Annotated in this window: 18 protein-coding genes, 1 pseudogene and 1 riboswitch; of the genes and pseudogenes, 16 read left to right on the forward strand and 3 right to left on the reverse strand. The window is 53.8% G+C overall.

What is annotated here, in order from left to right; all coding sequences use genetic code 11:
* Positions 1–18 precede the first annotated feature (18 nt).
* The 15 genes and pseudogenes from EDD73_RS02855 to EDD73_RS15570 all read left to right on the forward strand — a co-directional run bounded on the left by EDD73_RS02855 (position 19) and on the right by EDD73_RS15570 (position 15,713).
* Complete coding sequence (locus EDD73_RS02855; RefSeq protein ID WP_131918187.1) at positions 19–882, forward strand: DUF116 domain-containing protein; 864 nt, start codon at positions 19–21, stop codon at positions 880–882.
* Positions 882–2,249, forward strand: a complete 1,368-nt coding sequence (rsmB, locus tag EDD73_RS02860; protein ID WP_165876279.1) for a 16S rRNA (cytosine(967)-C(5))-methyltransferase RsmB — start codon at positions 882–884, stop codon at positions 2,247–2,249. The genes EDD73_RS02855 and rsmB overlap by 1 nt, the downstream gene beginning before the upstream one ends.
* Positions 2,242–3,321, forward strand: a complete 1,080-nt coding sequence (gene rlmN, locus EDD73_RS02865) for a dual-specificity RNA methyltransferase RlmN (protein WP_131918189.1) — start codon at positions 2,242–2,244, stop codon at positions 3,319–3,321. The genes rsmB and rlmN overlap by 8 nt, the downstream gene beginning before the upstream one ends.
* Positions 3,322–3,323: 2 nt before the next feature.
* Positions 3,324–4,073: a Stp1/IreP family PP2C-type Ser/Thr phosphatase gene (locus tag EDD73_RS02870; RefSeq protein WP_165876280.1), complete on the forward strand. Its 750-nt coding sequence runs from the start codon at positions 3,324–3,326 to the stop codon at positions 4,071–4,073.
* Positions 4,070–6,043: a Stk1 family PASTA domain-containing Ser/Thr kinase gene (gene pknB / locus EDD73_RS02875; protein ID WP_131918191.1), complete on the forward strand. Its 1,974-nt coding sequence runs from the start codon at positions 4,070–4,072 to the stop codon at positions 6,041–6,043. The genes EDD73_RS02870 and pknB overlap by 4 nt, the downstream gene beginning before the upstream one ends.
* A gap of 18 nt (positions 6,044–6,061) precedes the next feature.
* Positions 6,062–6,973: a ribosome small subunit-dependent GTPase A gene (gene rsgA, locus EDD73_RS02880; RefSeq protein ID WP_131918192.1), complete on the forward strand. Its 912-nt coding sequence runs from the start codon at positions 6,062–6,064 to the stop codon at positions 6,971–6,973.
* Positions 6,970–7,641, forward strand: coding sequence for a ribulose-phosphate 3-epimerase (rpe, locus tag EDD73_RS02885; RefSeq protein ID WP_131918193.1), 672 nt, complete (start codon positions 6,970–6,972; stop codon positions 7,639–7,641). The genes rsgA and rpe overlap by 4 nt, the downstream gene beginning before the upstream one ends.
* A 42-nt stretch (positions 7,642–7,683) precedes the next feature.
* Positions 7,684–7,799, forward strand: a riboswitch (FMN riboswitch).
* A gap of 135 nt (positions 7,800–7,934) precedes the next feature.
* Positions 7,935–9,089: a bifunctional diaminohydroxyphosphoribosylaminopyrimidine deaminase/5-amino-6-(5-phosphoribosylamino)uracil reductase RibD gene (gene ribD, locus EDD73_RS02890; protein ID WP_243116767.1), complete on the forward strand. Its 1,155-nt coding sequence runs from the start codon at positions 7,935–7,937 to the stop codon at positions 9,087–9,089.
* Entirely contained in the window at positions 9,071–9,748 is a 678-nt protein-coding gene (gene ribE / locus EDD73_RS02895) for a riboflavin synthase (RefSeq protein WP_131918194.1), read from the forward strand. Before ribD ends, ribE begins: the two co-directional genes overlap by 19 nt.
* Positions 9,749–9,774: 26 nt before the next feature.
* Positions 9,775–10,980 carry a bifunctional 3,4-dihydroxy-2-butanone-4-phosphate synthase/GTP cyclohydrolase II gene (locus tag EDD73_RS02900; RefSeq protein ID WP_131918195.1) on the forward strand — a complete coding sequence of 402 codons (1,206 nt, stop codon included), beginning with the start codon at positions 9,775–9,777 and terminating at the stop codon, positions 10,978–10,980.
* The gene (ribH, locus tag EDD73_RS02905) at positions 10,977–11,459 is read left to right on the forward strand and encodes a 6,7-dimethyl-8-ribityllumazine synthase (RefSeq protein WP_131918196.1); all 483 of its coding nucleotides are present in this window, start codon (positions 10,977–10,979) and stop codon (positions 11,457–11,459) included. The genes EDD73_RS02900 and ribH overlap by 4 nt, the downstream gene beginning before the upstream one ends.
* Positions 11,460–11,475: 16 nt before the next feature.
* Positions 11,476–12,375, forward strand: a complete 900-nt coding sequence (gene hslO / locus EDD73_RS02910) for an Hsp33 family molecular chaperone HslO (RefSeq protein WP_131918197.1) — start codon at positions 11,476–11,478, stop codon at positions 12,373–12,375.
* 64 nt (positions 12,376–12,439) lie between these two features.
* Positions 12,440–13,414, forward strand: coding sequence for an NGG1p interacting factor NIF3 (locus EDD73_RS02915; protein ID WP_131918198.1), 975 nt, complete (start codon positions 12,440–12,442; stop codon positions 13,412–13,414).
* Positions 13,415–13,711: 297 nt separating this feature from the next.
* Positions 13,712–15,235 (forward strand): PAS domain-containing sensor histidine kinase, encoded by a 1,524-nt coding sequence (locus EDD73_RS02920; RefSeq protein WP_165876282.1) that lies wholly within the window; start codon positions 13,712–13,714, stop codon positions 15,233–15,235.
* Positions 15,236–15,272: 37 nt separating this feature from the next.
* Positions 15,273–15,713 (forward strand): annotated as a pseudogene (locus tag EDD73_RS15570) (universal stress protein).
* Between the two features lie 175 nt (positions 15,714–15,888).
* On the opposite strand, the gene EDD73_RS02935 reads toward EDD73_RS15570, so the two are convergent.
* Positions 15,889–16,188: a zinc-ribbon domain containing protein gene (locus EDD73_RS02935; protein ID WP_131918202.1), complete on the reverse strand. Its 300-nt coding sequence runs from the start codon at positions 16,186–16,188 to the stop codon at positions 15,889–15,891.
* Positions 16,189–16,451: 263 nt separating this feature from the next.
* Between EDD73_RS02935 and mutY the strand changes: the two genes are divergently transcribed.
* Positions 16,452–17,612 carry an A/G-specific adenine glycosylase gene (gene mutY, locus EDD73_RS02940; protein WP_131918203.1) on the forward strand — a complete coding sequence of 387 codons (1,161 nt, stop codon included), beginning with the start codon at positions 16,452–16,454 and terminating at the stop codon, positions 17,610–17,612.
* 7 nt (positions 17,613–17,619) lie between these two features.
* Here mutY and EDD73_RS02945 read toward each other — a convergent pair whose 3' ends face one another.
* Entirely contained in the window at positions 17,620–18,384 is a 765-nt protein-coding gene (locus EDD73_RS02945; RefSeq protein WP_131918204.1) for an ABC transporter permease, read from the reverse strand.
* Complete coding sequence (locus tag EDD73_RS02950; RefSeq protein WP_131918205.1) at positions 18,381–19,277, reverse strand: ABC transporter ATP-binding protein; 897 nt, start codon at positions 19,275–19,277, stop codon at positions 18,381–18,383. The genes EDD73_RS02945 and EDD73_RS02950 overlap by 4 nt, the downstream gene beginning before the upstream one ends.
* Positions 19,278–19,319 lie beyond the last annotated feature (42 nt).

Raw genomic sequence — 19,319 nt, forward strand, 5'->3', positions numbered from 1 at the left:
GCTGGAAAGGGGCATACCATGCCGATACGCAAACGCTTATTTATTTCCTTGATGATCATCAGTTTATTCACGGTGATTGGCTTGAGTGTGCTCGGCGGCTATTTGCTGCGGCACCGTGATTATCCGCTCAATCAGATGGTGGTCAGTACGCTGATGGTGCTTTTTATCGGTATCTTGGCGCTGATTGCCTTAGGGGTGGGCGGCATGGTGCTGGCCGTATGGCGGGAGCAGGCCTTTCCGTCGGTCTATCGCTGGACACGCATGGCCGTGAATTTGCTTTTTCCGTTGGCCATCGTTTTGGGGCGTATCTTTGGCATCTCCGATGACCGCTTAAAAAGCAGTTTTATTGAAGTCAGCAATACGCTGGTGCGGGCGCGACTGTTAGAAGGTGTGCCGCCGGAAAAAGTCATGATCATGACACCGCACTGCCTGCAAAAATCCACATGCCCTCATAAAATTACACTGGACATTCGCAATTGCAAGATGTGCGGCGGTTGTCATGTTCATGATCTGCGTCTGCTGGCCGATGCCTATGGCGTATCGCTCGTCGTGGCCACCGGCGGCACGTGGGCGCGCAAGCTGATTATGGAACAGCGACCGCAAGCCATTATCGCCGTGGCTTGTGAGCGTGATCTAACGAGTGGTATTCAGGATGTAGACAAGATCCCGGTGATCGGCATTTTAAATGACCGCCCGGAAGGGCCTTGTTGCAACACGCGGGTTAACCTGCAACGGGTGGAGGAATCGATCCGCTACTTCCTTTATGGTGAAGAGATGAACTGGCCCTCGACGAAGGAATTGATGGCGGCGGCGCACACGTCAAGTTGTCAGGAAACCTGTTACCGCACGGAAAAAGCCAAGCGGCGCATGGAGGTATCATGATGGAGCAGGGGGCCCGTGAACTGGCCTACCAGGTGTTAACGGCCGTTGATGAGCGGTCAGCTTATGCCAACTTGCAGTTAGCGCATAGCTTAACGGCCGATCTGTCGAAAGCCGAGCGCAGTTTAACCACCCAGCTGGTGTTAGGCGTGTTGCAGTGGCGCAATAAATTGGACTTTGCTGTCGATCGCTACTTGGAGCGACCCGGGCAAGTACCGCCGGCAGGAAGGCGACTCTTGCGCTTAGGCGCGTACCAACTGCTGGAGCTTTCCCGCATTCCCCGGCCGATCGCTTGCCATGAGACAGTGGAACTGTCGAAAAAGGTCGGTGAAAAACGGCTGTCCGGGATGATCAACGGTGTGCTTCGCCGTTTGGCCGCCGAAGCTGATCAAGTGGCATGGCCAACCTGGGAAGCTGATCCGGTGCGTTACCTGGAGATCATGACGTCGCACCCGCGCTGGCTGGTGCGACGCTGGTGTAAGCAGTATGGTTCTGCGCAGGCACGAGAACTTTGTACGGTTAATAATCAACCGGCCGGTGTTTCCTTGCGTGTCAATCGCCTGCGTGGCACACGGGATGATCTGCTGAAGCAACTGGAGGCGAGCGGTATTGCTGCCGCGCCGTCGGCCTTGTCAACGGACGGCATTCGCGTCACCGCGGCGTCGGCTGTCACCGCGCTGCCTGGTTTCAACGAAGGGGTTTTTTCCGTTCAAGATGAAAGCTCCATGATCGTGGCACCGGTGGTCGAAGCACAACCGGGAGAAAAAATTCTGGATACTTGTGCGGCGCCGGGCGGCAAGACGACCCATATCGCCGAAAGCACCGGTGATCAAGCGACGATCATGGCCTGGGATATTCATCCTCATAAACTACGGTTGATTCGCCAAAACTGCCATCGCCTGGGCATCAAGAGCATTCGCACTGACCATGTAGACGCCACTCAACCGCTGCCCGATGGGTGGCAAGAGCAAGCTGATCGTGTTCTTGTTGATGCACCTTGTTCTGGTCTTGGCGTATTACGGCGGAAACCGGAATTGCGCTATCGCGTGACCGAAGCCGATATTCAGCGTCTGGCGGCGCTGCAAGGGCAGATTCTCGATCAAGCGGCCCTCGCCGTCAAACCGGGCGGCGTACTTGTCTATTCCACTTGTACGACGGAACCGGAAGAGAATTTTCTGCAAGTGAAAATGTTTTTGCAGCGTCATCCTGATTTTTACGGTGAAGACCTGACCCCTTATTTGCCGGCACTGGATTACAGTGCCGAAGAAAAACGCCAAATTGCCCGGGGATACTGGCAGATATTGCCTCATCGCTGGCCTGGTGACGGCTTTTTTATTGCACGTATGAGGAGGCACTCAAAAGGTGAGTGAAGTAACAACGGATTTACGCGGTTTATTGCCGGAAGAACTGGCAACTGTGCTGCAGAGTTGGGGACAACCGGCCTATCGCGCGAAGCAGTTGTTTGGCTGGATGCAAAAGCAAGCTGTCACCGATCCTGCCCAGATGACCAACCTGCCGGCGGCCTTGCGGGAGTTAGTGCAAGCTTCGGGGCAGTTACCGCCGTTTACACGGGTATCCAAGCGTGTTGCCCGTGATGGCACGGCCAAGTACCTTTGGCAGTTAGCCGACGGTGAGTGCATCGAATCGGTGCTGATGACCTACCGCCGGGCCACGACGCGTGATCGCGCTACGGTGTGTATTTCCACACAAGCAGGCTGCGCCTTGCAATGCCGCTTTTGTGCTACCGGGCAGCAAGGCTTTCGCCGCAATTTATCGGCCGGTGAGATCGTCGGCCAAGTCTTGGCGATTACGGCGGATCAGCAGGAACAGCAGGCTGATTTTGCCGTAACCAACGTAGTCTTGATGGGGATGGGCGAACCCTTTTTGAACTATGATGCCGTACGCCAGGCGATTTTGCTCCTCAATCATCCCCAAGGGCAAGCCTTGGGGCAGCGGCGCATCAGCGTCTCGACGGCCGGTATCGTACCGGGCATCGAGCGTTTTACGGCCGAAGGCTGGGAAGTCAACTTGGCCCTGTCGCTCCATGGTGCTGATGATGAAACACGCAGCAGCCTTATGCCGATCAACCAGCGCTATCCCTTAGTGGAAGTCATGGCCGCTTGCCGCCGCTATTGGTTGACGAGCAAGCGACGGTTGACTGTCGAGTATGCCTTGATGGCCGGGATCAATGATCGTCCCGATGACGCGCGCCGTCTGGGCGCTTGGTTTCGCGACTGGCCGGTTCATTTTAATTTGATTCCGGTAAATCCCGTAGCCGGCAGTGGTACGCAACACCCGGGCAGTGTGGGTGTCAAGCGTTTTGCCGCCGAGTTGGCTCGCTATGGTATCGAAGCGGTCGTGCGAGAAGAACGGGGTACCGATATAGAAGCAGCTTGTGGACAGTTGCGTGGGGTATTGGCGGGACAAGACGAGGGGGAATGATGATGCAGGTCATTGCTCGTACACATGTGGGTAAAGTCCGGCCGATCAATGAAGATGGCTTTTGGTTTGATATTCCCGGCGGTTTGTTTCTTGTTGCTGATGGCATGGGGGGCCATGAAGCCGGTGAAGTAGCCAGTGCCCTGGCCGTTCAAACACTGGCCGATTGCTGGCAAGGTCAACCGGTGGGAGCGGAGCCGGTTAAGACCTTGCTTGACGCTTGCCAAAAGGCGAATCGTGCCATCTTTGAGCAAGCACAAACCCACAGTTCCTGGAGCGGGATGGGGACAACCTTGACCGCCCTTTGGAGTGACGGCAGCCAAGTGGTGATCGCCCATGTCGGTGACAGTCGCGCCTATCGCATCAATGAGCACGGCGTCACTCCGCTGACGCATGATCACTCTCTGGTGGAGGAAATGATCCGTCAAGGTACCCTGACGGAAGCGGAAGCCCAAGGGCATCCGCAGCGCAATGTGATCACGCGGGCGCTTGGCACACGGGATACTGTCAAGATTGATGTCTTCACGGAAGCTCTGGCGCCTCAGGATGTACTTTTGTTGTGCACCGATGGCTTGTCGAACTTAATCACTGATGAGGAAATCGGCAAGGTCCTCAGTACGCATCAACGGCGTTCCTCGCAACAGTGGGAACAAGCAGCCGATCAACTGTTAGCGCTGGCACTGGAACGTGGAGGTTTTGATAATATTACGTTCCTCATTCTGGTTCAAACAGAGAGTGAGGGATGGAACGCATGATCGATCGTGTGTTTGCAGAACGCTATGAAATTCAAGAGCATCTTGGCGGCGGCGGTATGGCCCATGTATACAAGGCATGGGATCGCAAATTGGAGCGAGCCGTTACGGTAAAAATTTTACGGGACAGTCTCACCACCGACGAAGAGTTTGTGCGCCGTTTTCGCCGTGAAGCGCAGGCGATCGCCTGCCTTTCCCACCCCAACATCGTCAATGTGTATGATGTGGGCCGCGAAGGTGAAACTGACTATATCGTCATGGAATATATCCATGGACCGACGCTGAAAGAAGTGATTCGCCGCCGGGCACCGCTGGCCCCGGAAGAAGCGATCGACCTGGCCAAGCAGATCTGCGATGCCTTGGAGCATGCCCATGAGCAAGGGATTGTCCACCGCGATATCAAGCCGCACAATATTTTGCTGACACGCAACGGTCGCGTAAAAGTAACCGACTTTGGCATTGCTCGTTCCATTACCCAATCGACCATGACGATGACTATGGAGCGAACGATTGTCGGTTCGGTCCATTACTTGTCGCCGGAGCAGGCCAAAGGTGTTCCTGTCGATGCCAAATCCGATATTTACGCCCTCGGTGTTGTGCTCTATGAACTGCTCAGCGGTCGCTTGCCCTTTGAAGGGGATACACCGATCGCCGTGGCGTTGCAGCAGATCCAGCAAACACCACCGGCCTTGACGGAAGTAAACCCGCAAGTACCGGCGGCGCTCCAAGAGATTGTGCTCAGAGCGCTGGAAAAAGATCCGGCCCGGCGCTATCGCAATGCCCGAGCCTTTAAGGAAGATCTGGAAAATGTCTTTACCGGCCAGATCATCGGTCGCTTACCGGTGCCTGATGATGACAGCCCCACCATGCGCATCGGTAGCGATTTGGCCAAGTTGTTACAGGCTGCGCCGCTGCCGCAGCAACCGCAGCCGTTGCCGCAATTGCCGCCCCAACCCTTTCGTGAAGAGTTGCAAGCTACATTACCGCCGGGAGGAATGGAGATGCCCGTAATGGCTCCGAACGGTGAAGAACAAAATCAACGGCGCAAAAAAAAGCGGAATATCCTGATTGGCTCGGTGGCAGCGATGGTACTGGTTCTGGTCGGGCTGTTCTGGGCATGGAAAAGCTATATGAATGTGCCCGAAGTCAAGGTGCCTGATGTGGTCGGTCGCCATCACCTCGAGGCAACCAGCATCTTGCAACGGGCTAATTTAACCTTTACGCCGACGACGGCCTATAGCCCAACCGTGGCCAAAGATTATGTGATCAGTCAAGACCCGCCCGGTGGTGATCAACTGGTCAAACAAGGCCGGGAGATCCGCTTAACCATCAGTTTGGGACCAAGAAACGTAAAACTGCCTGATGTGACCAAGAAATTCCAGCAAGAAGCCATGGCGCTTTTACAGGAAGATTTCAAGATTGAAATCGACGAACAAATCCATGCCCAAATCCCGGCCGGCATTGTCATTGCCCAATTCCCGCCCGGCAACACCGAGCAAGCAACGGGATCGACCGTGCGCCTGACCATCAGTAAAGGGGCCGGTGAGAAAAAGCCCTTGCCCAACGTAATCGGCTACAAAGTGCAAGAGGCGCAGGCCAAAATGGAAGAGTTAAAAATCGATGTAAAACTAAAAGCCGATGAAACATCCGATGCGCCCGTCGGTACGATCGTTGCTCAAGATCCGCCGCCGGAAACGCTGGTTAAAATCGGTGATGTGGTGACGTTGACCTACAGCGGGGCCCCGGCCACCCCGGCACCCAAGACGCTCAGCGTGACCATACCCGTACCCAACGATGGCAAGGAGCACCTAGTGCGGCTCGTGCTGCAAGATAAAAACGGCAATCGCCAGGAAGTCTACAGCGGCAAGCATCGCGGCGGCGAAGCAGTGACCAAAGAAATCAGCTATACCGGTGAAACCTTGATCCAGGGGTATGTAGACACGACCAAATTCCTGGAAAAGACCGTTCGTTAACGGATGAGGAGGGAAACTGTGCGAGAGGGCCAAGTGGAAGGGACCATCATCAAAGGGTACAGCGGTTTTTATTATGTGCAAACTGCCGAGACGTTGTATACGTGCTCGCTCCGCGGCAAGTTTCGCCTTCAAGCGAACGACCGGGTTTTTCTCGTCGGTGATCGTGTCCGCCTGACGGTGATCGAAAAGGATCGAGGTGTGATCGATCAAGTCATGCCCCGGCGCAATGAACTGTTGCGCCCGGCGATTGCCAATGTCGATCAAGTGCTCTTGGTCTTTGCCCTGGCTGCGCCGGAACCGGATTTTGGCTTGCTCGATCGCATGCTGCTTTTGGCCTTTCACGAGGGCATCCGGCCGGTAATTTTGTGGAATAAAGCCGATCAAGTCGCACCGGAAGTGCAAGAGCAAGTCCAAGCGATGTACCGGGCTAGCGCTGTGCCCCAGTTCTTGATCGCTGCCCGTGAAGGCCTGGGGATCGATCAGGTACGGCCGCTGCTCACCGGTGCGATCTCCGTGCTGGCCGGTCCTTCCGGAGCCGGCAAATCGACCTTGCTCAATGCGTTGGAACCGGGACTCACCTTGAAGACGGGCGATGTCAGCGCCAAAATTGGCCGCGGTCGTCATACTACGCGCCATGTGGAATTGATGAAGCTCGCTTCCGGCGCGCTGATCGCGGACACACCGGGCTTTTCCACACTTTATTTGCCCGATATTCCCGAAGCGGCGCTGGCCGATCTGATGCCGGAAATAACAGCCCTTGATGCCGGTTGCCGATATACCTCCTGTTTACATGTCAATGAGCCGGATTGTGCCGTGAAAAGGGCATTGGAGGAAGGCCGGATCCACCCACAACGATATCGCCATTACGTTACTTTTTTACAAGAAATGCAGGAACAAAAAAAGCGTGGACCAAAGGGGAAAAAACCATGAAGCAAAAAATTGCACCATCGATCTTATCAGCAGACTTTGCTCGCTTGGCGGCACAAGTGGCGGAAGTGGAAGCGGGCGGTGCCGAGTACTTACACATTGATGTCATGGACGGCCATTTTGTGCCGAATATTACGATCGGACCGCTGGTTGTGGCGGCGCTCCGTCCCCACAGCCAAATGGTTTTTGATACGCACTTGATGATTGAGCATCCCGAACGCTATGTGGCTGACTTTGCCAAAGCCGGATCGGATTTGATTACCGTCCATCAAGAGGCCTGTGTTCATTTGCATCGCACGATTGGCCAGATCAAAGACTTGGGCGTCAAAGCCGGTGTGGCCATCAATCCCGCCACACCTTGGGAAACGCTGCGTTATGTCTTGCCGATGGTCGATCTGGTGCTGGTCATGACCGTCAACCCCGGTTTTGGCGGTCAAAAGTTTATTCCAACCATGATGTCAAAAGTAGAGCAGTTGGCCACCTTGCGCCATGAACAGGGCTGGTCCTATGAAATCCAAGTGGACGGCGGCATTAACCGGACTACGGCGGCGATGGCGGCAGAAGCCGGCGCTGATGTGCTGGTCGCCGGCGCTGCTGTCTTTGGGGCGCCGTCCGTGCGCGAAGAAGTAGGCATCTTACGGCGCTGTGCCCGTGGTGATGGCGACATTTGACAGATAGTGACGAGCTGGTTATAATCAAGAAAAGTCAATAATCGTTTCCTTCGGGGTTGGGTGCAATTCCCTACCGGCGGTAAAGCCCGCGAGCCCGTCAGGGCAGATCCGGTGAGAATCCGGAGCCGACAGTACAGTCTGGATGAGAGAAGGAAAGCAATGAACAGATCGAAAAAAGCACTTCGATTTACCTTGTGTTGCTTTTAAAACCCCGAGGAAGAAATCCTCGGGGTTTTCCGATTTCTTTGAACATAACACCAAACCGTTATACCGTTGAACAATGGAAGGGCAGGTTGAAGCAAAAAATGCCGACGGGTGATGCTGTTTATATGTCCCAAGCGCTGGCACTGGCGTCATTGGCGCAAGGACGAACGCAACCAAACCCTGTGGTTGGTGCCGTCATCGTGAAAAACGGCCGAATCATTGGGAAAGGCTATCACATAAAAGCCGGAACACCTCATGCAGAAGTACATGCGTTGCGTCAGGCCGGCGCTGCGGCGCAAGGGGCCACCATCTATGTGACGTTGGAGCCCTGTTCCCATCATGGACGAACGCCGCCCTGCACCGATGCGATCATCCAAGCCGGCATTGCCCGCGTGGTGATCGCTACCGTTGACCCCAATCCGCGCGTCGCCGGTCAAGGCATTCAAAAGCTGCGCGCTCACGGGATCGATGTCACAATGGGGATCTTAGCCGATGAAGCGATCACCTTGAACCAGCCTTTTTTTACTTGGGTGACCAAGGGACGTCCTTGGGTTCTGGCCAAATGGGCCATGACCCTTGATGGTAAAATTGCTACTTCGACCGGCAGCAGTCGCTGGATTACCGGGTCGGCAGCGCGTCGACAAGTTCATATCTGGCGTAACCAGCTTGATGCCGTCATGGTTGGCATCGGTACGGCCCTGGCCGATGATCCCGAATTGACTGTGCGTCCTGATGAACACCCCGGCCTGGTGAACCGCGATGGGCGCCAGCCCGATCGGATAATTCTGGACAGCCATGCCCGGTTGCCCGTAACGGCCAAGGTCTTGGCGCCCACAGGGAAAGTGTGGGTAGCTGTGACCACATTGGCACCGCCGGAACGCGTTGCCGCATTACGGCAAGCCGGTGCGCAGTTGATCATCACGGAACCGGATGAGCAAGGTCATGTCCGGGTAAGCGAAGTGCTGCAAGCGCTGGCCCAAGCGGGAATTACGTCGATCCTGGCCGAAGGGGGATCGGCAGTACTCGGCACATTGTTCACGGAACAATTGGTCGATAAAGTAGCAGCTTTTGTCGCACCGAAGATCACCGGCGGCCAAGGTGCGCCAACACCTGTAGCCGGGCCGGGTGTTGCCGAGATGGCCCATGCCTGGCAGTTGGCCAAAACGTCCATGTACGTCGTTGGCGATGACTGGTTGATGGAAGGAACACTGCAGGAGGTGAGGCCTTGTTTACCGGAATCGTAGAAGCATTGGGTACCGTACGCCAAATCAAGCGGGGAGCCCAATCAGCGCGCATTCGCATCGATGCCGCCGCGATCATGAATGATGTTCATCTGGGCGATTCGATTGCCGTCAATGGCATTTGTCTGACCGTCGTTGCTTTTGACGGCCGCGGCTTTGAAGCCGATGTGATGGCCGAAACCTTGCGGCGCACTTCGCTGGCCCAAGTTAAGCCGGGTACGGCAGTGAATGTAGAGCGTGCCATGCGCGCCGACGGCCGTTTTGGCGGCCATCTTGTTTCCGGACACATTGACGGTGTCGGTACGATTCGCAAGCAAACGCAAGTGGACATTGCCGTACTTACGGAGATCGCTTGTGAAGCAGAATTGCTCAAATACATGATTCCGCAGGGCTCCGTTGCTATTGACGGTATCAGTTTAACGATTGTCGATGTGCGCAGCGACGGTTTCCAAATCTCACTAATCCCGCATACCGGGCAGATGACCACCCTTGGTTTTAAAAAAGCCGGTGACTTGGTGAACCTGGAAGTGGATGTGCTGGCCAAATATATTGAACGATTGTTGGCAACGGGACGGGGAAACAAGGTGACTCCGGCGGCAACCAGTGAAACCAAAGCAGCGTCGACGTTGACGAGAGCCTTTTTGATGGAAAACGGCTATTAGCAAAAGGCGATTAGGAGGAACAAACCATGACATTTGCCAGCATTGAAACCGTGATTGAAGATATTCGCAATGGCAAGATCGTCATCGTTGTTGATGATGAAGATCGGGAGAATGAAGGCGATCTGCTGATGGCCGCGGAAAAGGCGACGCCGGAAGCGATTAATTTTATGGCGACTTATGGCCGCGGCTTGATTTGCACGCCCATGCTCGGTGAGCGACTGGATGCATTGGAACTGCAGCCGATGGTGCAGGATAATACGGACCGGATGAGCACAGCTTTTACGGTGTCTGTTGACGGGGCAAGCTGTACCACCGGCATTTCCGCTTTTGAACGGGCACAAACGATTCAAGCGCTCCTTGACCAAGAGACGCGCCCGTCCGATTTGCGGCGACCGGGCCATATCTTCCCGCTGCGAGCACGGGACGGCGGTGTGCTGGTGCGGGCCGGTCACACCGAAGCGGCCGTCGATCTGGCGCGGATGGCCGGTCTGCAGCCGGCCGGTGTGATCTGCGAGATCATGGCTGAAGACGGCACGATGGCACGGGTGCCCGAGCTTCTGGCTTTTGCCAAGAAACATAACTTGAACATCGTAACCATTGCTGATTTGATCAAGTATCGCCGGCGCACAGAAAAATTGATTCGTGCCGTTGAATCGATCAAAATGCCGACGAAGTACGGTGATTTTACGGCCGTTGCTTATGAAAGCGTCATGGATAAGGAATGCCACCTGGCCATCGTCAAAGGTGATCTTACATCCAGTGATGAGCCCGTACTGGTACGGGTTCACTCGGAGTGTTTAACCGGCGACGCCTTGGGCTCACGGCGCTGCGACTGTGGTGATCAACTGGCGGACGCCTTGACCAAAATCGAAACAGAAGGCCGCGGTGTCGTGCTGTACATGCGCCAAGAAGGCCGCGGTATTGGCTTGCTCAACAAAATCCGCGCCTATAAGCTGCAGGATCTAGGCGCCGACACGGTGCAAGCCAATGAAATGCTGGGTTTTCCCGCCGATTTGCGCGATTATGGCATGGGGGCACAGATCTTGGCCGATTTGGGCCTGCAAAAGATTCGCTTGATGACCAATAACCCTCGTAAAATCAAGGGGTTAGAAGGATATGGGTTGACCGTCGTCGAACGGGTACCCATCGTCATGGGGTGTAAACCAGAAAACGAGCGCTACTTACAGACCAAAAAAGAAAAATTGGGGCATATGATGGAGGGACAAGCATGAACATTCGTACCTTTGAAGGCAACCTGCTTGGTCAAGGACTGAAAATTGGCATCGTAGTCAGCCGTTTTAATGAATTCATCACCAATAAGCTTTTATCCGGTGCCGTTGACGCGCTGGTGCGCCATGGCGTAGCCGAGCGGGATATCCACGTGGCTTGGGTGCCGGGTGCCTTTGAAATTCCGCTGGTTGCCAAAAAGTTAACGACCAAAGATTACGATGCCGTGATCTGCTTGGGCACAGTGATCCGCGGTGCCACGCCGCACTTTGATTATGTTTGCAGTGAAGTATCCAAAGGCATTGCCCAAGTGAGTATGCAGACGGGCGTGCCGACGATCTTTGGTGTCGTCACGACTGATACGATTGAGCAGGCCATCGAGCGGGCCGGGACCAAAGCCGGCAACAAAGGCTGGGATGCCGGTATGTCGGCCATCGAAATGGCCAACCTGCTCCGGCACATTGAAAGCAAGCCCCATTGTTGATAGGAAGGATTAAACCATGACCATGGATGCTTTAATTTGGGCAACTGCAGCCGAGGGCGGACTGCGCCTGTTGGCTGCCCGTACGACGGACCTTGTTGCTGAAGCTCAGCGGCGGCACGGTACGTACCCGGTACCAACGGCGGCGCTGGGGCGGTCATTAACGGCCGTGGCACTGTTAGCGGCCATGCAAAAAGGCGAAGAGCGCGTAACGCTGCGTGTGCTTGGTGACGGACCGCTCGGTGGGGTGATCGCCCAAGGGGACGGCACAGGCAAAGTGCGCGGCTATGTGCAACATCCCGATTTGGAATTGCCACCGACAGCGGCAGGCAAGCTCGATGTCGGTACGGCTGTAGGCAAAGAAGGGTTTCTTCATGTCACGCGGGATTTGGGATTGCGCGAAGCCTACACCGGTTCGTCGGCATTGATCAGCGGCGAAATTGCCGAGGATTTGACCTATTATTTGAATATTTCCGAGCAGACGCCCAGCGCTTGTGCGCTCGGTGTACTGATCGATAGGGATGGGTCCGTTTTGTCGGCCGGTGGCTTTATTCTACAGCGCATGCCCGGTGCCGATGAAAGCCTGATCGATCAACTGGAGGAACGGATCAAAGCACTGGGACCGATCAGCCGATTTTTTCAAAGTGATCGCGATGTACAGGAATTGGTTACAGCCTTGCTTGGTGATCTCAATGTACAGATCTTGGCCAGAAAAAAACCAATCTTCCAGTGCAACTGCGATCGGGAGCGCTTACGGACACTTTTAAAAAGCATGGGGCCGGAAGAATTGGCGTCGATGCACGCCGAACAGGGCCAAGCGGAAATATGCTGTCATTTTTGCAATGCCCAGTACCTTTTTACCGGTGAAGAATTGTTGGCGCTGGCCGAAGAGGTAAAAACAACGCCATCAGCTGAATAAAGTGATCATGCTGTTGCAGTAGCGAGGCGCCAGCGTCAAAGCGGAGAAAAAGGGGGATGGTCATTTGCAGTGGGGCCTGTTATTTCGTCAACTGATCGAATGGGGCATTGAAGCCGATCCGCGTTCAGCGGAAGCAATCAACGCTTCCTTGCAAAAAAGCCGCCAAGCATGGGAGGCAAGCAAGGACCGGGCTGTGCAAATGGCCCACGATCAGCAGTGGGCAAATCCCTACGGTGATTCGCGGATCCTTTACGGTGATGAAGCGCAGGAGATCCGGCGCGTACTTGTCGGTATCGACATTGATGGTGCCGAATTGCTCTTGGCTGACCGCTGGCGCGCACAAGGCAAAGCGGTGGACGGTGTCATCGCCCATCATCCCGAAGGGCGCGGCCTTGTCCAACTGGCGCAGGTCATGAAAGTGCAAGAGGATTTACTGATCGCTGCCGGTGTGCCTGTCAACGTGGCCGAAGGCTTGCTTCAGGGACGGATGAATGAAGTACGGCGTTCGCTGTTAGGTGCCAACCATCAAAAGGTAGTCGATTTGGCACGCTGCCTGGAGATCCCTTTCTTGTGTGTTCATTCGCCCGCTGATAATCAAGTCTATCGCTTCTTGACCAACTATCTGACGGAAGAACGGCTTGGGCCGGTAGGATCCCGTCAAGTAGAAGATGTGATCAACGCCTTGCTCGATCTGCCGGAATTTCAACTGGCCGCTCAGCATGGCATGGTGCCGCAGGTGACAGCCGGTAAAAACAAGGACCGTGCCGGCAAGCTTTATATCAAGATGAACGGCGGCACATCGGGACCCGATGGTTCGATTGAAGCGCTGGCTCAGGCCGGCGTAGGAACCATCGTCTGTATGCACTTGCCGGAAGCACAACGTAAAAAAGCAGCAGAAATGCATCTTCGGGTGATCATTGCCGGTCACATGGCCTGTGACTCCCTGGGCTTAAATTTGCTGATGGATCGCTTGGAAGAGCAGGGCGTAGAAGTCGTGCCTTGCGGCGGCTTTTTACGCCATCGCCGGGTACCGGTGTAGGATAATCTTAGTTTCTAATCTTAGTTTGGTTGCTCCGATGAGTAGCGTGGTAAAATCGCCGGCATTGATATAGCCGGCGATTTTTTTTGAAATAATACTAATTTTTTTACATAAAAATACGATATAGTGTAGGGTGGCTAAGTATTCCAAAGGAAGTATTCCATCTAAATCAATGGTTTCAAAAGCCCGTAATGGTTATTTATTGAAAAAACAAGTTGTATTTGCAGGAAATTCAATTTGTCTGGCGAAACAACAGTATGTCAAGGATTCTTGATGGAAAGTGAGGGCACTGGCACTATGGGAAGCGAAGCAGAAAGCTTTTTCGCGCTTTCCCCTTATGCCTGTTTGTTGCTCCGCTTTGATTGTCGGATCATGCGGGTTAACGTTGCATACGAAGAACTATTGGGATATGCAGTAGCTGAAGTAGTTGATCACAATTTTTACGAATTTATTCACCCTGATGACCACCGGACCGTCAATAAGCTGGAGCAACGCCTGAGTCAGCGGTCCTGCGTTCAGTACATGGATGTACGAGCACGCGCCAAATCGGGTCATTATATCTGGTTACGGTTTAAGTGCATCTCAAAAGTGGAAGAGAAAAAAATTTTTGCCTACGTCATCAGTCAAGGGATACCTGTAGGCATAGAGAATGAACAGCAGCACGATTCATGGGAAGAACGTTTTGCCATTCTCTCTAACGCAACTTCCTCGCTGATTGCTTTGTGCTCATTACATGATAACCGTTTCCTTGAAGTGAATAACAGATTTCTTCAAGTTACAGGTTATGAGCGCAGCGAAGTGATCGGCAAGAACGGGGAAGAAATAGGACTGCTCAGGGATGGGGAAAAGCTGGCAGATTGTTATGAGGCTATCCAGACGAAAGGGACTTTTCACAATCTGGAAATGGACTTTTACACAAAAAAAAGCGAGAAGAGAATAGGTCTGTTTGCCGGCGAAATCGTTTACCATCAGGATCAGTTTTGCTTATTGATGGTTTGCACCGATATTACCGAACAGCAGTTAATGAAGCAGGAAATGCTACGGTTAGATCGGTTACATTTAGTTGGACAAATGGCGGCCGGCATCGGTCATGAGATACGCAATCCGATGACAACGGTGCGCGGTTATTTGCAGATGCTCAGTGTCCGGCCGGAATATGGGATGCATCAGCGGATCTTCACAACGATGATCGGAGAGCTTGATCGTGCGAATCAGATCCTCTGTGAATTTTTATCCATGGCGCGGCAGCCCGACGGTGCCCATATCGATACGGATCTGCGCGAAGTGATTGATTCGCTTGTGCCCTTAATGCAAGCAACGGCACTGATGCAAAATAAACAGATCGTGACGAAACTGCATGATGTTGCTGCGATTCAGGGCGACCCCAAAGAAGTGCGGCAACTCCTGCTTAATCTCGTCCAAAATGGCCTCGATGCCATGGAGGCCGGCGGTGTTTTGACGATTACCCTCAAGCAAGAGCACAACCAAACGCTCCTTTCCGTGGCCGATCAAGGGCCGGGAATACCTGCCCATATCCTTGAGCGGATCGGTACACCTTTTCTAACCACCAAAGAAAACGGTGTGGGCATTGGCTTGACCATTTGCTACGGCATTGCTGCCCGTCATCAAGCCACGATCGATGTAAGCAGTTCTCCAAGAGGAACAACCTTTCATGTGGCCTTTCCGGTTCATGCCAATGAATCGACAACGGATCACCAAGAGGCCGCTTATCCCTTTTTTCCTCCCTTTTCAGAAAAAAGCACAGATTTTTCCGAGCATTTTTCCTATGCTTCTCACAAACTTACGGAAGTGCTAAAATAAATGTAGTAGTGAAAGGGAGCAAAGTGAGGGGAATGGAATGATTAAAAACATTTTATTGGCTACCGATGGTTCAGAACATGCGCTTAAGGCAGCGAAATATGCTTGCTCTTTCATGGAGCTCAATCCCGCTGTCGAAACGACCTTGCTGTTTGCTTATGATGTAGCCAATCAATATGTAATGGGAGCCGACGGAGCCCTCTTTGTTGAACCAGCCATCTTGGAAGGAAATATGTAAGAAATCGGCCAGCGGGTATTAGATAAGACCGAAGCCGTATTTCAAGCAGCGGGCCTAACGTGTAAGCGGGACTTGACGATGGGTAATCCCGCTTATGCTATCTGTGAATATGCAGAAGAACATAACATGGATCTGATTATCATTGGTTCTCGCGGCATGGGTGAGATCAAAAGTTTGTTACTCGGCAGCATCAGTGATCGTGTGTTGCACCTGGCTAAATGTCCTGTTCTGATTGTTCGGTAACTCCACGCTGATGGTTTTAGATAAAATGGAACAAGCAAAGACCCTGCAACGGCTTGAATGGGAGCTGATTGCAGGGTCTTTTTTTTTAGGGGCTCATAGGTTACGATCAGATGACCGAGGAATAACGCAAAAAAGGCACCGGGAAATCCCGGTACCTTGTAGCAAACACCTGTTTTTAGTAGTTGCGATGAGCTTGGAAGCAGCTGCGGCAATAAACAGGACGATCGCCGGTGGGGCGGAAGGGAACGGTGGTGGTAACACCGCACTCGGCGCACACCGTTTCAAACATCTCCCGTTGCGGGCGGCCATTGTCACCGCCGTTTTCATTCATACGGCGTTTGCGAGCCGCACGGCAGTCAGGGCAACGTGACGGTTCGTTTTGGAAGCCTTTTTCTTCGTAAAAGGCTTGTTCGCGGGCGGAGAAAAGAAACTCAACGCCACACTCTTTGCAGGATAGGGTCTTGTCTTCAAACACTTACTATTCCCGTCCTTTCCATCGGACTTGTTAGATTTACCTTGGCCGGGGTCCTATACCCAATCCTCCAAAACTGAAACCGATAGTTCCCCAGGCATTGCCGATGGTCAAACGGACTGTTTGGGGCAGGTTGACGCACCTAGCCGACGGCTACTTTTATTATACGAGTCAACGTAAAAAAAGGCAAAAACTTTTTTGAACAATCGTTAGTATTGTTTTCTACAGCTTACTACAGCGATGATCAATGCAGAGGAGGAAGTACAATGACGGCTAATCGAGATGTTTTTTTGGATGAAGCCAGGGCTGCAAAAGAACGCTTGCCTTGGGTGGAAGCACTGCTCGCCTGGTACCAAAGAGAAAAGCGCGATCTGCCCTGGCGCCGGACAACCGATCCCTACGCCATCTGGGTTTCCGAAGTGATGCTTCAGCAAACCCGGGTGGAAACAGTGATACCTTACTACCGAAACTTTCTCCGCTTATTTCCCACCGTGCAGGTGCTGGCTGCCGCCGCAGAAGAGCAAGTGCTCAAAGCTTGGGAAGGACTTGGCTACTATCGCCGAGTGCGCCATCTCTACCAGGCGGCACGCCTGGTTGTCGAAGCGCATCAAGGAAAAGTTCCGCCGGAACCGACCGCCTTCCGAGCGCTACCGGGCGTTGGTGACTACATCAGCGGTGCCGTGTTGTCGATTGCCTATGGGCTGCGCGAACCGGCCGTGGACGGCAATGTTTGTCGCGTGCTGGCCCGCCTGCAGTTGTGGACCGAGCCGGTTGGCAGTACCAAACTGCTCAAACAAGCGCAGCAACTCTCGCGGGAGCAATTGCAACGGCTGGCTGACGGTGAAGTTGCCGATTGGACCCAGGCATTGATGGAATTGGGCGCACTGATCTGCCTGCCCAAAAGCCCGCGCTGTACCCATTGCCCGGTGGCCGAACATTGCCAAGCCCGCAGTGCCGGACAAGCGGAAGAATTGCCGCTGAAAAAAAACCGCACAACGAATCGCATCGTCCTGCGGCAGTTGGCTTTAATCGTCGATGAGCGAGGCCGGATTCTACTGGTGCAGCGCCCGGAGGAAGGCTTACTGGCGGGACTTTGGGAACTGCCCGATTGGCCGTCAGCAATGGCCCCGGACGGAAGCGAACTGACGACGGCCGGGGCCGAGAAGGAATCGCCGCACCCTGCGTCCCGCCGTTTTACTCATGTGTTCAGCCACCTTACCTGGGAAGTGGAAGTGAACTTGCTTCACTGGCAGTATCAACGGCTTTTACCGCCATCAGCCGATGTAGAACTACGCATCGCTGAGGAGCAAGCCGGTTACGGGACCATGCCGCGCTGGTGCGATGCGCATGATCTGAGCCGGCTCCCCATGCACCGGCTGACCCAACGTATTCTAGAGAGCTACCGTGCTGAGGGACTGCTGCGATAGCGATAGGTTAATCCTCCACTTGATAACAAGCCCGCAAACTCAACAAGAAAAAGAGCGACGCAAAAAAAGCCAGCGCCGTGAGATTCCACCAGGGCACGCCTTGACCGGAAGCGATGGCCCGCAATCCCGTCGTTGTATGCGTTAATGGCAAGATTTTGAGAAAAAGCGCCAATGGTCCGGGAATACTTTGCAGCGAGAAAAAAGTGCCACAGAGAAAAGACATCGGGTTAATCACAAAGGAGTTAAACTTGGTTACATCGGAGTGCGACTGAATGGTCAAGGCCGCCCAGAAGCCAAAGCCGGCAAAGAGGAGGCAATTCAGAAAAAGCATTAAGAAAAAAAGCGGCGTAATCTTCAGGTGGACGCCAAAAAGCAGCGTCAAGACTAACATCATCGTACCGGAAAAAAGACCGCGCAGCGCGCCGGCAAGAATGCGCCCGGAGGTAATCGCCAGCATCGAAATCGGCGCCGTCAGGTATTCCTCAAAGGTCTTGTCATACATCCGGGCGATGTTGACCGGTGTGGCTACGGCATTGAAGGAACCATTCATCGTCGTCAGCGCCACGATGCCGGGGATGACGAATTCCAGGTAGGACGTACCTTCAAAGCGAATCCCCCGGCCTAAGCCAAAACCAAAAGCGATCAGGTACAGGAGCGGCGTGACCATGGTAGAGGCCATATTGCGCCAAAAGCGCCGTTCAAAGAGCAAATATTCTTGCCAGAGAATCGTCTGCACACCGTTCCATAAAGACAGGGTAGTTGCTTTACTCATGACTTTTGCTTCTCCTCTCGGGTAGCCTGCAGCGAACCAATTGCTGACGGCGGTGCTTCCGTAATATGTATAAAAACATCTTCCAGATGGGTTGCCCGCAAGGAGACCGGATCGGTATGGCCTTCGTGATGTAACTGCTGCATAAAAGCTAATCCTGCTTCCCGCGTCGGAAAAAAGTGTCCGCGCCGTTCGCCGCCTTTGTCGATTTCCACGACAAAGGGGCCGGTGCGGATTTTTAATTCTTCCGGTGTGCCCAGTTCAACCAAACGGCCTTTGTTCATCAACCCCACACGGTTACAAAGCGCTTCCGCTTCCTCCAAATAGTGCGTCGTTAAGAGCACCGTCTGCCCGTTGGTATTGAGCTTGCGGACCAACTCCCAGATTTTACGCCGGGTCATGGGATCGAGGCCGATCGTCGGCTCATCGAGGAGCAGGATGTGGGGCCGGTGCATCAGGGCCCGGGCGATCAACACACGCCGTTTCATTCCGCCGGAAAACTTACGGACAATCTCGTCGGCTCGTCCTTCCAGTTCGACAAAGTGCAGCAATTCTTCAATGCGCTCACGGCGCTCTTTGGTGGGGATACCAAAAAGCCGACCATGGAGATCAAGATTTTCCCGCGGTGTCAGTTCGTTATCGAGATTGATATGTTGCGGCACCAAGCCGATCTCCGCCTTCAAAGCCGGTGCATTGCGCGTCATATCTTGACCGTCGATGATGATTCGCCCTGACGTGGGCCGGGCTAAGGTCATCAGCATCCGGATCGTAGTTGTTTTACCGGCGCCGTTAGGGCCAAGCAAACCGAAAAATTCACCTTTGTGAATATGGAGCGAAAGGTTGTCTACCGACGTAAACTTGTCAAATTTTTTGGTTAAATGCTCAAGTACAATCAACCGATTATGCGCCTCACTTTCACCAATGTTGCTCGCTTACGA

This window comes from Heliophilum fasciatum (genome assembly GCF_004341395.1).
Taxonomy (GTDB): Bacteria; Bacillota; Desulfitobacteriia; order Heliobacteriales; family Heliobacteriaceae; genus Heliophilum; species Heliophilum fasciatum.